The organism is Pseudoalteromonas sp. 11L1, assembly GCF_055397545.1.
The window spans coordinates 1,225,218-1,239,177 of the sequence record NZ_AP041141.1 but is presented as its reverse complement, the minus strand read 5'-3'; the positions used below and the strand labels follow the sequence as shown (position 1 = coordinate 1,239,177).

At 41.1% G+C, this 13,960-nt stretch carries 10 protein-coding genes; 3 read left to right on the top strand and 7 right to left on the bottom strand.

Features of this window, described 5'->3' with window-relative positions; all coding sequences use genetic code 11:
- Nucleotides 1-154: 154 nt before the first annotated feature.
- The 7 genes from ACZ5WS_RS05730 to ampD all read right to left on the bottom strand — a co-directional run bounded on the left by ACZ5WS_RS05730 (nucleotide 155) and on the right by ampD (nucleotide 10,392).
- Nucleotides 155-841: a tRNA-uridine aminocarboxypropyltransferase gene (locus tag ACZ5WS_RS05730; RefSeq protein WP_178956614.1), complete on the bottom strand. Its 687-nt coding sequence runs from the start codon at nucleotides 839-841 to the stop codon at nucleotides 155-157.
- A gap of 394 nt (nucleotides 842-1,235) precedes the next feature.
- On the bottom strand, nucleotides 1,236-2,663 hold the full coding sequence (gene lpdA / locus ACZ5WS_RS05725) for a dihydrolipoyl dehydrogenase (RefSeq protein WP_013465928.1): 1,428 nt from the start codon (nucleotides 2,661-2,663) through the stop codon (nucleotides 1,236-1,238).
- 163 nt (nucleotides 2,664-2,826) lie between these two features.
- Nucleotides 2,827-4,743 (bottom strand): pyruvate dehydrogenase complex dihydrolipoyllysine-residue acetyltransferase, encoded by a 1,917-nt coding sequence (gene aceF / locus ACZ5WS_RS05720; protein ID WP_464711094.1) that lies wholly within the window; start codon nucleotides 4,741-4,743, stop codon nucleotides 2,827-2,829.
- 10 nt (nucleotides 4,744-4,753) lie between these two features.
- Nucleotides 4,754-7,420, bottom strand: a complete 2,667-nt coding sequence (gene aceE, locus ACZ5WS_RS05715; RefSeq protein ID WP_064663819.1) for a pyruvate dehydrogenase (acetyl-transferring), homodimeric type — start codon at nucleotides 7,418-7,420, stop codon at nucleotides 4,754-4,756.
- Nucleotides 7,421-7,504: 84 nt separating this feature from the next.
- Nucleotides 7,505-8,254: a pyruvate dehydrogenase complex transcriptional repressor PdhR gene (gene pdhR / locus ACZ5WS_RS05710; RefSeq protein WP_464711092.1), complete on the bottom strand. Its 750-nt coding sequence runs from the start codon at nucleotides 8,252-8,254 to the stop codon at nucleotides 7,505-7,507.
- A gap of 453 nt (nucleotides 8,255-8,707) precedes the next feature.
- Complete coding sequence (ampE, locus tag ACZ5WS_RS05705) at nucleotides 8,708-9,559, bottom strand: beta-lactamase regulator AmpE (RefSeq protein WP_464711091.1); 852 nt, start codon at nucleotides 9,557-9,559, stop codon at nucleotides 8,708-8,710.
- 287 nt (nucleotides 9,560-9,846) lie between these two features.
- A complete protein-coding gene (gene ampD / locus ACZ5WS_RS05700; RefSeq protein WP_464711089.1) occupies nucleotides 9,847-10,392 on the bottom strand; it encodes a 1,6-anhydro-N-acetylmuramyl-L-alanine amidase AmpD in 546 nt (181 codons plus the stop codon).
- 392 nt (nucleotides 10,393-10,784) lie between these two features.
- Between ampD and nadC the strand changes: the two genes are divergently transcribed.
- The 3 genes from nadC (at nucleotide 10,785) to ACZ5WS_RS05685 (ending at nucleotide 13,928) form a co-directional block, all read left to right on the top strand.
- Entirely contained in the window at nucleotides 10,785-11,630 is an 846-nt protein-coding gene (gene nadC, locus ACZ5WS_RS05695) for a carboxylating nicotinate-nucleotide diphosphorylase (RefSeq protein ID WP_464711087.1), read from the top strand.
- Nucleotides 11,631-12,180: 550 nt separating this feature from the next.
- Complete coding sequence (locus ACZ5WS_RS05690) at nucleotides 12,181-12,618, top strand: pilin (RefSeq protein ID WP_464711086.1); 438 nt, start codon at nucleotides 12,181-12,183, stop codon at nucleotides 12,616-12,618.
- 80 nt (nucleotides 12,619-12,698) lie between these two features.
- A complete protein-coding gene (locus ACZ5WS_RS05685) occupies nucleotides 12,699-13,928 on the top strand; it encodes a type II secretion system F family protein (RefSeq protein ID WP_464711084.1) in 1,230 nt (409 codons plus the stop codon).
- Nucleotides 13,929-13,960: the final 32 nt, after the last annotated feature.

Genomic DNA, 13,960 nt, shown 5'->3' with positions numbered 1-13,960 from the left:
TTGCAGGATGCAACAAAGTTAGAAGATTCCGCAAGCGCGACTAGAGATGGTTCGCGCTTTTCTTTTGCCTGAAAGTCAGCGGTCAGCCAAATTATATATGTTTAGGCTATACTCAAGCGTAAAATTCAGCTTTTTTGTATTAGTATCCTGCACTTTATTCCGGCCTGCCTTTATTACGTTTACCAAGCAAATAAGCGTCGCGAAACTTAATAAAATGCTGCTCTAATTTAGTGCTCGCATCAACTTCACCAGCCAATGCTAATACCATAATAGCTACTTCTGCCGTTCCTAACTGATGAGCATGAGGCGCTACACGTAATCGGTAATCTGAGAGTTTTTCTGCGGTAATAGAAAGCACAGGTAAGTTATCTAAATAAGGACTCTTACGAATCATTTTTTTAGCTTCTCGCCATGTACCATCTAAAAATATAAACAATGGCTGTTTACCTGCATGCGTTTCAACCTGGGTTACCACCCTATCAGTTTCAACATCTTCAGCCGGAAAAATCACAAAAGGCTGATATTTATCATTATTCAACAATGCTAATAAAGCAGGATCTGGGGAGGTTCTATCCCAACGAAACGCATGATTATCAGGCACTATTTCCGCAATTAAACGCCCTGTATTAGACGGTTTAAAACTTTCATTGTGATACATAAGTAAGCATACTGCAGCGCTACAGCTTGCGTACTCAGCGCCCTCACAAATACAGTAATGCTTGGCAATTAAGCATTGATCACAACGATCCATTTTTCCACCACGGGCATTAAACTCACGTCGAGATTCACTTATTTGCTGAGCTCGTAATGCTAAAACTGAATTTTTTAAACTCTGGGTCACTGTGGTTAATTACCTATAAATTGATGGCTGCGCATTGTAGCTAAAATAAAAGGAAATAGATATCTGCGGGCTGCGGGCTGCGGGCTGCGGGCTGCGGGCTGCGGGCTGCGGGCTGCGGGCTGCGGGCTGCGGGCTGCGGGCGCTAGTAAAATAAAACACCGAGTTTTTTGCAAGCATAACTTTTATATTGCAGGCGTGAATTTATCTCACGCAGGTTTAATTTAGGGTTTTAAGCCCGTTGCCCGACACTCGCAGCTCGACATGCTTTAGTCTTTGTTTTTGCACCATAGAGACGCTGCGCTACACAGAACAATTTTTTGCTAAACGCTGAGGCTATAAAAACAAAAAACCCAAGCCGAGGCTTGGGTTTTTTATCGCGATTAACTAAAAGAAATTACTTCTTCTTTTTAACTGCTTTTTTGTTTGGTAAATCAGTGATTGAACCTTCAAAAATTTCAGCAGCAAGGCCGATTGATTCGTTCAATGTTGGGTGAGCATGAATTGTTAGCGCTAGGTCTTCACCATCTGCACCCATTTCAATACCTAGACCGATTTCGCCCAGCATTTCGCCTGCGTTAATACCAATCATAGCACCACCGATAATACGGCCGCTTTCTTTATCAAAAATAAGCTTAGTAGAACCTTCAGTACGTGAAGAAGCAATAGCACGACCCGATGCAGCCCAAGGGAATACAGCTGTTTCAATGCTTAAACCTTGCTCTTTCGCTTCTTTTTCAGTTACACCCGCCCATGCAATTTCAGGGTCAGTGTAAGCAATTGAAGGAATACACTTAGGATCAAAGTAATGTTTTTGACCAGAGATAACTTCTGCTGCAACATGACCTTCATGAACCGCTTTATGTGCAAGCATAGGCTGACCCACTAAGTCACCAATCGCAAAAATATGTTCTACGTTAGTACGTAATTGCTTATCAACGTTAATAAAACCACGCTCATCAACATTCACACCGGCTTTATCAGCGTCTAACATGTTACCATTTGGTGTACGACCTACAGCAACAAGTACTTTGTCGTAACGTACTGGCTCTGCCGGTGCATTTTTGCCTTCAAACGTAACATATAAACCGTCGTCTTTTGCTTCAACGCCAGTTACTTTAGTTGAAAGCATTACATTAAACTTGTCTTTAACATGCTTTTGGTAAATTTTAATGATGTCTTTATCAGCAGCAGGAACAAGTTGGTCTGCAAATTCTACAACATCAATTGCAGAACCTAGTGCACGGTAAACCGTACCCATTTCAAGACCGATAATGCCACCACCTAAAACAAGTAGCTTTTCAGGAACATCTTTAAGCTCTAGCGCGCCCGTTGAGTCAATAACGCGATCATCTTCTGGGATGAAAGGTAAATTTACAGGTTTAGAACCCGCAGCAATAATTGCGTTATCAAAGGTAATGGTTGTTTTACCGTCAGCGCCTTCAACATCTAAAGTGTTGCTACCAGTAAATTTACCGTAACCAGATACAACTTTTACTTTACGCATTTTAGCCATGCCGTCTAAGCCACCTGTAAGCTGGCCAACAACAGACTCTTTCCAAGAACGAACTTCATCTAAGTCAATTTTTGGTGCGCCAAAAGTAACGCCGTGAGATGACATTTCTGCAGCATCATCAATCACTTTAGCTACGTGTAAAAGTGCTTTAGAAGGAATACAACCAACATTAAGACATACACCGCCTAATGTCTCGCGAGATTCTACTAATGTAACTTCTAAGCCCAAGTCAGCAGCGCGAAAAGCCGCAGAGTAACCACCAGGACCACCGCCTAGTACAACAACTTGAGTTTTTAATTCGTTGCTCATGCTATTACCTTTATTGTTTGAACGGGACACAGCCCCAAAATTTAACTGCCATGTTTCTGCAAGGCAGAAAAGGGCATTTGTGCAAATATTGTATCATTGCAAATGATAAAAATCCCAGCTAAAAACAACTGGCTGGGATTTGATTTTACTCACTCTGTAGTGATCACATCACTAACTGGCGTATATCACTCATGTAACTTGCAAGAGTAACAGTAAAGCGTGCAGCAAGTGCACCGTCAATCACTCTATGGTCGTAAGACATTGAAAGTGGAACCATTAGCTTAGGCTCAAACTCTTTACCATTCCACTTAGGCTTCATTTCAGATTTTGACACACCTAAAATTGCCACCTCAGGCGCATTCACAATCGGCGTAAATGCCGTACCGCCAATGCCACCTAGGCTTGAAATAGTAAAACAACCACCTTGCATATCTGATGAACTTAACTTGCCATCACGTGCTTTAACAGATACTTCCATTAGTTCACGAGAGAGTTCAATAATGCCTTTTTTATCAACATCTTTGAACACTGGTACAACTAAGCCATTAGGCGTATCAACCGCTACACCAATATTAATGTACTTTTTAAGAATTAAGCTTTCGCCATCCTCTGAAAGCGATGAGTTAAATGTCGGGAACTCAGCAAGCGCTTTAGCAGCTGCTTTCATTACAAACACGAGTGGCGTAATTTTAACACCCAGCTTTTTCTTCTCGTTAAGCGCGTTTTGCTCTTTACGAAACTGCTCAAGGCTCGTGATATCCGCTTCATCAAACTGGGTAACATGTGGGATTTGTACCCAGTTACGGTGTAAGTTTTTACCTGACAGCTTTTGAATACGAGAGAGTTTTTTCTCTTCTATTTCACCAAACTTAGCAAAATCAACTTTTGGCCATGGAATTAAACCAAGCTCACCGCCACCCGCATTGCCTTTAGCTGCTGATACTTGACCAGACTCAACTTGCTTAACCAGTTGCTTAACATAGTTTTGCACGTCTTCTTTAACAACACGGTTTTTACGGCCTGTGCCTTTAACGTTGGCAAGGTTAATACCAAACTCACGTGCTAAACGGCGAACCACTGGCGATGCATGTGCATAAGCGCTATTGTTTTCAAAGCTTTCAGGGCTTGCTTTAGCAGATGATGCTGCTGGTTTTGACTCAGCCTGAGCTGCCGGCTTAGATTCTGTTTTAGGCGCTGGTGCTGATTTTTCTGCAGGTGCTGCAGCTGGTGCACTACCCGCCACTTCAAATACAAAAATCAATGAGCCAGTTTTAACTTTATCGCCAGTCGCTACTTTAATCTCTTTAACAGTACCTGCAAACGGCGCCGGTACTTCCATAGCTGCTTTGTCGCCTTCAACGTTTAAGATAGATTGCTCTTCTTCTACGCTATCGCCAACCGCAACCATAACTTCTGTTACTTCAACTTCGTCATCACCAATATCAGGCACGCTAACTTCTTTAGTGCTTGATGCCGATGCTTGTTCAGCAGGCTTCTCTTGTGCTTTTGAATCAGCTGCAGGGGCACTTTGGTTATCACCACCTGACACTTCAAAAACAAATACTAATGAACCCGTTTTCACTTTGTCACCAGTATTTACTTTAATTTCTTTTACTGTACCGGCAAAGGGTGCTGGTACTTCCATTGCCGCTTTGTCGCCTTCAACGTTTAAGATAGATTGCTCTTCTTCTACGCTATCACCAACTGCAACCATAATTTCAGTTACTTCAACTTCGTCATCACCAATATCTGGCACAGTGACTTCTTTGGTTGATGAAGCCGATGACGCAGCAGGTGCTGCTTCCTCGGTTTTTTCAGCTTCTTTAGAGTCAGCAGCAGAGTCTTGCGCTTCACCTTCAAAGATGAACACTAAAGTGCCAGTGGTAACAGTGTCACCCACATTTACTTTAATTTCTTTTACCGTACCGGCTTGTTCAGCAGGTACTTCCATCGCAGCTTTATCACCTTCAACACTTAATAGTGATTGGTCAACTTCAACTTTATCGCCAACGCTCACTAGTATTTCGGTTACTTCTACTTCATCGCCACCGATATCAGGTACTTTAATTTCAATACTCATTGCAAACCTCTTATGCGTACAGTGGATTTAGTTTGTTGGTGTCGATGTTGAATTTTTTAATTGCTTCAACAACCACTGACTTTTCAACTTCACCACGTTTAGCAAGTTCAGATAATGTCGCAACTACCACGTAGCTTGCGTTAACTTCAAAGTGACGACGTAGGTTTTCACGGCTGTCTGAACGACCGTAACCATCTGTACCCAATACTTTGTAGTTATTGCTTGGAATAAATGAACGCGCTTGTTCTGCGTAGTTTTTCATGTAATCCGTTGCAGCAACAGTTACTGAATCGTTTAATACGCTAGTGATGTATGGCGTTTTTTGCTCGCTTTCTGGGTTAAGCATGTTGAAACGTTCAACATCTTGTCCATCACGGGTAAGTTCATTGAATGAAGTTACTGAGTAAACATCAGACGCAATACCAAACTCTTCGCTTAAAATTGCCGCAGCTTTACGCACTTCAGTCATGATAGTACCTGAGCTTAATAGCTGTACGTTGGCTTTTTTACCTTCGTAGCTTTCTAGCTTGTAGATACCTTTACGAATACCTTCTTCAGCGCCTTCTGGCATTGCTGGCTGATGGTAATTTTCGTTCATTAGCGTTAGGTAGTAGTAAATATTTTCTTGCTCTTCACCGTACATACGACGAATACCGTCTTGCACGATAACCGCTACTTCAAATGCATAAGTAGGATCGTAAGAAATACAGTTAGGTACCGTGTTTGCAAGAATGTGGCTGTGGCCATCTTCGTGCTGTAAGCCTTCGCCATTTAGCGTTGTACGACCCGCTGTAGCACCTAATAAGAAACCACGTGCTTGTTGATCCCCTGCCATCCATGCCATGTCACCAACACGTTGGAAACCAAACATAGAATAGTAAATGTAGAATGGGATCATCGGTAAGTCGTTGGTGCTGTAAGATGTTGCAGCAGCAACCCATGACGACATTGCACCTAGCTCGTTAATCCCTTCTTGTAATACCTGTCCTGAGGTTGCTTCTTTGTAGTAAGAAACAATATCACGGTCTTGAGGGGTGTAATTTTGGCCGTGTGGGTTGTAAATACCTATTTGACGGAATAAACCTTCCATACCAAAAGTACGTGCTTCATCGGCAATAATTGGCACAATATTTTTACCAATACCTTTATCTTTTAATAAGATATTAAGTGCACGGACAAAGCCCATAGTGGTTGAAATATCACGTTTTTGCTCTTCAAGTAATGGCTTGAACGCATCTACTTCTGGTAACTGTAACTTTTCAGAGAACTTAGCGATACGTGTTGGCGTGTAACCTTGAAGCGCCTCACGACGTGCATGAAGGTACTTGTACTCAGGAGAATCTTTTTCAAGCTCTAAGTATGGTAGCTCTTTTAATTGCTCTTCAGATACTAAATCATCTAAGCCTAAACGAGAGCGTAAGTGAGCCACATGCGACATGTCCATTTTCTTAACTTGGTGCGCAATGTTTTTACCTTCAGCCGCTTCACCCATGCCGTAACCTTTTACTGTTTTAGCAAGGATTACTGTTGGACGACCTTTCGTCTCTTCTGCTTTTTTAAATGCGGCAAACAGTTTTGAAGGCTCATGACCACCGCGCTTAAGGGCGAAAATTTCTTCATCGGTCATATCAGCAACAAGTGCTGCTGTTTCTGGGTAACGACCAAAGAAATGTTCACGTACGTACGCGCCATCTTTTGCTTTATATGTTTGGTAATCACCATCAACAGTTTCGTTCATTAACTGTAGTAATTTACCTGTGGTGTCTTTAGCAAGCAGAATATCCCAACCGCTGCCCCAAACAAGTTTAATAACATTCCAGCCAGCGCCTTTAAATAGGCCTTCTAGCTCTTGAATGATTTTACCGTTACCCATTACAGGGCCATCTAAGCGCTGTAGGTTACAGTTAATTAAGTAACATAGGTTATCTAGCTTTTCACGGGCAGCAAAAGAAATAGCACCACGTGATTCTGGCTCATCCATTTCACCATCACCTAAAAACGCATATACACGTTGGTTTTTAGTGTCTTTTAAGCCACGGCCATCTAAGTATTTTAAGAAGCGCGCTTGGTAAATTGAAGAAATTGGACCTAAACCCATAGATACCGTTGGGAACTGCCAAAACTCAGGCATTAATTTAGGATGAGGGTAAGAAGGTAGGCCTTTACCATCTACTTCCTGACGGAAATTATCAAGCTGTTCAGCACTTAAACGCCCTTCAACAAATGCACGCGCATAAATACCCGGAGAAATATGACCTTGGTAATAAACTAAATCGCCGCCATCAACATCATTTGGCGCTTTAAAGAAATGGTTAAAACACACTTCGTAAAATGCAGCAGACGATTGGTAAGACGCCATATGGCCGCCTAAGTCGAGATCTTTTTTCGATGCACGCAATACAATCATAATCGCGTTCCAGCGAATAATTGAACGAATACGGCGCTCAAGATTTACATCACCAGGGTAGGCAGGTTCTTGATCAACCGGAATCGTATTAACGTAGTTTGTGTTAATGCCTGTTGGCATATCAACACCGTCTAAACGGGCTTGTTCTAACACTTGCTCAAGTAAAAACTGAGCTCGTTCAACACCTTCTTCGCGCACAACCGATTCAAGAGCTTGTAACCACTCTTGTGTTTCTAGCGCGTCTACGTCAATTTTATTGACTTCAGACATATGGAGGTTTCCTTATGTTTAAAATACTAATTTTATGTATTGAATACTTCACTGTTAACTCAAGTTAAAAGTGAATGTACTTGCTTAATTTTGTTTGGTGCGTCTTAAACTACGTTCAATTCGCGAATGCTCTTTACCCGCTTCAAGCAATGCTTCTTCAATATAGGCTAAATGCGCATTACTCGCTAAGCGAGCTTGCTCAGGATTACCGTCAATCACTGCATCCATTAATAAGCGTCTATGCTCAGCTAATTGGCTGCTTATATCTGACTTTTTAAGTAACACTGTTAAATTTTGTAAAACATTCTGCTCAAGTAAGCTTCGCATCCCTCTTACTAAATGCAGTAACACTACGTTATGAGACGCCTCTGCTATGCAAAAGTGAAAGTCATTAATCGCTTTGGCTTTTTGCTTTAATTCATCTTTAGCTAATGCAATCTGCTCAAAGCTCTGTTTTACTTTTGCAAAATCGTTGCTTGTTCCGCGAAGTGCTGCGTAATAAGCCGCAATTCCCTCTAGCGCATGACGAAATTCTAATAAATCAAATTGCGATTCGGGGTGTTTACTGATCAAATCAAACAACGGATCAGTCAGCCCCTCTTCCAATTGATTTTTTACATACGTTCCACCACCTTGACGACGGGTTACGAGCCCTTTTGCCTCAAGCTTTTGAATGGCTTCACGCAACGACGGACGCGACACTTCAAATTGCTTAGCGAGTTCACGCTCCGGTGGTAACTTTTCTCCTGGTGCTAACGACCCCTCAAGAATCATGTTCTCAAGTTGTTGTAAAATAACATCAGATAATTTTGCCGCTTTAATTTTTAAAGACATCAATCAACGTCCGCGTTGTATAAGTGCTAGCAGCCCATTAAATAAGGCTTTTAACTGAATGACCTGACCAAAAGGTAAATTGGTCATACCAAATTTTGCCATACGTTATCAAAAACCGTAATTACTGTCAATTTACAGCAGTTTTAAAGCCCTAAGGCCAGCGTAACGTAATTTAAACAAAGTTCAAATAATACACAGATCACAGAGGGTAAAGAAAGGTTAATAAGATGAAAAAACAAATGGTCAGACCAGCTGGGTTTCGGGGTTCGGCACTAGGATAAAGCGTAGCGCCTTTTGCAAACATGTTTTTATATTGTAGGCGGGAGTTTACCTCGCGCATGTTTAAGCTCTAGGCTAGAGATTTTAGCCCGCAACTCGTAGCCCTCCAACACCAAGCTAAACACAGTGCTTAGCTTAATTTCTCCCTAACACCTATGAGCTAACCCCTAGTCTTTAACTTAAACCACCAAATAAAGTCATTAAGGCAATTAACACTAAGTAAAAAAGTACATTACGCTTGACCAGTTTGATCATGCAGGTGGCTTCAAAGGTGCAGCCGTAATAACGCTTTTCAACTTGTTCGGCGGCCAATGCCGTATAAGTAACCACCTTGCGATTTGGGCTTGAAAAGTCAAATACGAAGCGCAGCCAGCAACTAGTGCCTTTGTTAAAGTTACCAATCACTAAATAACCAAAACTGGTAATACGCGCTGGGAGCCAATCTAACCAAAACAGCAAGCGGTGAATGAGCTTAAAATGCTTGGCAATGACTTCATCACGGTTACCACTCACTAAGTCAGCAAAGGTTCGTACTAATGCATAAAAAACAGCACCGGCAACACCCAATATCACAAACCAAAATATAACCGCACAATAAAACCGGAAATTAACCCACGCTAATGTTTGACCTAAGGTTTCACCACCTTGCTGCTCCTCTGTGCGCTTTTGCCCCAATTGCAAAGCATATAAAGTGGCGGCAGTTTGGTCACCTCGAGTTAATGCATTGAGGTACGACTTATATAAGGCACGCTGTTTAGCACAACCGAAGCACACCAATAACACCGCTACATTAAAAACCAGCTGCCACAATGCAAAATCAGATAAAAAAAACAAACAAGCAACCGCAATCACCGGCAGCAATAACCAAATTAAAAACCCAGTAGCCGTGCCAAATAAACCTTTATTCGTTAATAAATTAATACTGCGATTTAAGTAGCCGTTGGCATAATGGCTTATTTGCCAATGCGCAGAGCGAGCCCCTAAACGCTCAAGTATCAGTGCTATTATTATTGAAACCAAAATCATGTAGTTACTCGCTTAATTTAGGGTCTGTTGACCTTTGCGGATTATAATTTGTTCAAACTAGGGGCGATTTAATCGCGGCGCGAGGTTTGTAACCTAGTGCGCTAAGTCAAAACCGAGCAACAAAGAGTAAATCGTCCCTAGGCAGAACCCGAAGGGCAGCGCCTGTTTGGCATTGATGCTACGTTATCGCCTATTTATGGGGAATAACCACACCACATAGGCGCTGCCTTGCCTAAATACCAAACAGACTGCTGCAAATTTAACCTTAAAAGGTCAACAGACCCTAGTTATTTAATTAGGTTAAAAAACTTACGCCAGTTAAAACTCGCTCCGGGGTCAGTTTTTCGCCCAGGGGCAATATCGCAATGCCCCACTATATTACTGGCTCTTATTTTTGGGTAGCGCTGCATAATAGCCTGCGCCAATGCAGCTAAACTTTGATATTGACCATCGGTATAGTTAGTTGTATCTGTGCCCTCAAGCTCTATACCTATACTAAAATCATTACAATTTTGTTGCCCAGCAAAGCAGGAACGCCCCGCGTGCCATGCACGTTTTTCAAAAGGCACATATTGTATAACTTCGCCACAGCGCTTAATAAAACAATGCGCTGATACCCTAAGTCCTGCTAAATCACTGAAGCTAGAATGTGCATTGCAATCAATATTCCCCATAAATAAATCATCAACGTAGGGGGTGTTAAACTCCCCTGCTGGTAATGAAATATTATGAATAACCAGCAGCGAAATATCGCTGTGAGCAGGTCGCTCGTCAAAGTGGCTACACGCACGCTGGGTAATATTATTTATAACGCCTAAAGAATCTATTTTCATACTATTTGATTTAAACTTATATGCCCGATGTCAAATGCTCTTTGAGTAAAATGGTAGGGATTGGTGTCAAGTCCGTTGCCCGTTGCCCGTTGCCCGTTGCCCGTTGCCCGTTGCCCGTTGCCGAAAAATTTAAAACACTATTGTAAATATATTCAACACAGTGTTTGCTCAAAATAGCAGCTTGAGATAGATTTATTATCTAGCGCTCAGGTTAATCAACCAAAATTGATGTATATCAAGATGCTAATAGATTTAACCACATAAAGATAGCGTAATACCAAACGATAAAATATGATTAGCGCGTTAATTTTTAGTTTAGTTGTTAGCGGCTTCTATTTAGTAATTAAACAGAGTAAAATTTAGTTAATTAATTATCTACTATGAGCTTTTTCATGTCTATTTCGCATACCCTAATTAGCCAACTTGTTACCTTAGCCCTGGATGAAGACCTAAATAACCAAAGCGCAGAACAAGGCGACATTACCGCACAGCTTATTCCTCAAGCAGAGCAAGCCAATGCGAAAGTGATCACCCGTGAAGACTGTGTTTTTTGTGGTAAAGACCTTATTATTGAAGTATTTAAACAAGTCGACCCAAGTGTAGTTGTAAATATATGCGTGAACGACGGCGACTTAGTTAGTGCCAATAGCACCCTATTTACTGCATCAGGCTCTGCACGCGCTATTTTAACGGCTGAGCGAACTGCACTTAATTTTGTACAAACGCTTTCAGGCACAGCCACCACCACAGCACATTATGTAAAAGAGCTCAGTGGCACTAGCACGCAACTACTCGATACCCGTAAAACCATTCCGGGGTTAAGAGCATTGCAAAAATATGCAGTTAAGTGTGGCGGCGGTGCAAATCACCGAATTGGATTGTTTGATGCGTTTTTAATTAAAGAAAACCACATAGCAGCCTGCGGAGGAATTAATAACGCAGTAGCTCAAGCTAAGCTAAATCATGCCGATAAACCTATAGAGGTTGAGGTTGAATCGTTTGATGAGCTAGAGCAAGCCATTAGCGCAGGCGCCGACATTATAATGCTAGATAATTTTAATCCTGAGCAAATACGCCAAGCGGTTACCATTACAAATAAGCGCGCTAAGTTAGAAGTATCAGGCAATATGACCTTAGAAACGCTAAAAGCCTACTCACAAGCAGGGGTCGACCTTATCTCAAGTGGTGCGCTTACAAAAAATTTACAATCAATCGATTTATCGATGCGATTTGAATAAATAATGTAAAAACTATTTATAGTTTCTTGCGCTAATTGATTGACAGCTTTTAAAAAAGAGCATTAAATAATCCTAAAGGACTATTTGTAACAAGTTATTAAATAAAGGCGTTTTTTATAAAGTTTTTAAATACAAAAGCGCAATAAACAGTGTTAGACTCATTCATATTGACTAGTTTTAAATACTTAATTAGTTAAAAAGAATGGAGAAGCATTTGTAAGGGACAGAATAAAAATAAACGACAAGGTTTATTTTTATAATTAACTTGTAACTTAAGCGGGTTATAACTAACTTTTAATGGTTGGGTTTATACTCAAATAAGGGACGAGAAACGAATAACCGCCATGCTGTGCGTTACTTTTGGGTCATTGCTTTAAGGTAATAATTTTAAAATAGTGACTACTAATAGTGCTAAAATGCCACTTGGCAAAAATGATTTTATTTTTTGTAGTAACAGGTTAAGTAAACAACATAAGTTATATTTATAATTTATAATTTATAATTTATACCCGTTTGGCTTACCGCAACATTATCCTTTAGGAGAGGAAACATGCAAACAATGACACAACAAAACCAAAAGGGTTTCACCCTAATTGAATTAATGATTGTAGTAGCAATCATCGGTATTTTAGCAGCAGTTGCACTGCCTGCTTATCAGGATTACACAAAACGTGCTCATGTTAGTGAAGGGATGAACTTAGGTGCCACAGCCAAGTCTGCAGTGACAGAGTACTATACCTCTGAAGCTGCTCTACCTACAAAAAATGCAGATGTAGGACTTCCTGCAACTGCTACCGATATAAATGGCAACGCAGTAAAATCTGTAGCTATAGGTGCAGCAGGTATTATCACAGTTACCTTCAACAGTAAGGTTACTGATGACGCAACACTTATTTTTACACCTGATGTTTCAGGCAATGGAAGTATTACTTGGACCTGTAATGCTGGTACTGTAAAGGACGCTTTCTTACCTGCAAATTGTAGATAACTCTTAGTATCTTTATAGAATTAATTAAAATAAAAAAGTAGCATTTAGCTACTTTTTTATTTACCCAAGAGTGCAAGTTCATGGCAAAAAAGCAAGAAGAAAAAAGTTTAGATTCCTTCAAATGGACAGGTGTAAGTACTCGAGGCAAGAAACTTGAAGGTGAGCTTACGGGATCTAGCATTGCATTAGTCAAAGCACAATTACGCAAACAAGGCATTACCCCCTCAAAAGTAAAACGTAAAGCCAAGCCTTTATTTGGCCTGAAGAGTGTGCAAAAAATTACCCCAAAAGACATTGCGTTAGTGACAAGGCAGATAGCCACCATGCTGATGGCGGGTGTGCCGCTAATTCAATCCATTGAAATGATAGGCTCAGGCTCCACTAATAAAAGTATTGCCAAACTAATGAATATAATTGGTGATGAAGTCAAAGCCGGTCAACCGCTATCAATGGCACTTAGAAAGCACCCTCGCTATTTTGATGATTTATATTGTGATTTAGTGGCATCAGGTGAGCAGTCGGGCTCTTTGGATAAAATATTTGATCGCGTTGCCCTTTATAAAGAAAAATCTGAGGCACTTAAATCAAAAATTAAAAAAGCCATGTTTTATCCAGCAGCCGTTTTGGTTGTGGCATTCATTGTTACCTCAATATTGCTAATATTTGTAGTACCACAGTTTCAAGAGATATTTTCCGGCTTTGGTGCAGAGCTCCCCGCTTTTACTTTATTTGTAATTGCTATTTCTGAATTTATGCAAGAGTACTGGTGGATAGCCCTTATTGGCGTTGTGGCTTTTGGTTATATATTCAAAGAGGCACACTTAAGAAGCTTAAAGTTGCGTGATGCCACCGATCGCGCCATACTGAAGCTTCCGGTTGTCGGCATGATTTTAAATAAAGCGGCCGTGGCACGTTATGCGCGGACTTTATCGACCACTTTTGCTGCGGGTGTACCATTGGTGGATGCTTTGGATTCTGCAGCAGGTGCCTCAGGTAACGCAGTTTACCGGTATGCTATTTTAGAAATAAAAGCCGAGGTAAGCTCAGGCAATCAAATGAACTGGGCGATGCGTAACTCTAAAATATTCCCCGATATGGTAATACAAATGGTTGCCATTGGTGAAGAATCAGGATCGCTTGATGGTATGCTAGCTAAAGTCGCCACTATTTACGAGCAAGAAGTGGATGACGCAGTAGATGGCCTATCTAGCTTACTTGAGCCATTAATTATGGCGGTGTTAGGCGTATTAGTTGGCGGCTTAATTGTGGCCATGTATTTACCTATTTTCCAACTAGGCTCAGTTGTGTAGACAGGTTTTAGTCGCGGAATTCGAGGCTCGCC

Coding starts and splice junctions, on each gene's coding strand:
- lpdA (WP_013465928.1), bottom strand. CDS start 2,663: ATGAGCAACGAATTAAAAACTCAAGTTGTTGTACTAGGCGGTGGTCCT.
- aceF (WP_464711094.1), bottom strand. CDS start 4,743: ATGAGTATTGAAATTAAAGTACCTGATATCGGTGGCGATGAAGTAGAA.
- aceE (WP_064663819.1), bottom strand. CDS start 7,420: ATGTCTGAAGTCAATAAAATTGACGTAGACGCGCTAGAAACACAAGAG.
- pdhR (WP_464711092.1), bottom strand. CDS start 8,254: ATGTCTTTAAAAATTAAAGCGGCAAAATTATCTGATGTTATTTTACAA.
- ampE (WP_464711091.1), bottom strand. CDS start 9,559: ATGATTTTGGTTTCAATAATAATAGCACTGATACTTGAGCGTTTAGGG.
- ampD (WP_464711089.1), bottom strand. CDS start 10,392: ATGAAAATAGATTCTTTAGGCGTTATAAATAATATTACCCAGCGTGCG.
- nadC (WP_464711087.1), top strand. CDS start 10,785: ATGTCTATTTCGCATACCCTAATTAGCCAACTTGTTACCTTAGCCCTG.
- ACZ5WS_RS05690 (WP_464711086.1), top strand. CDS start 12,181: ATGCAAACAATGACACAACAAAACCAAAAGGGTTTCACCCTAATTGAA.
- ACZ5WS_RS05685 (WP_464711084.1), top strand. CDS start 12,699: ATGGCAAAAAAGCAAGAAGAAAAAAGTTTAGATTCCTTCAAATGGACA.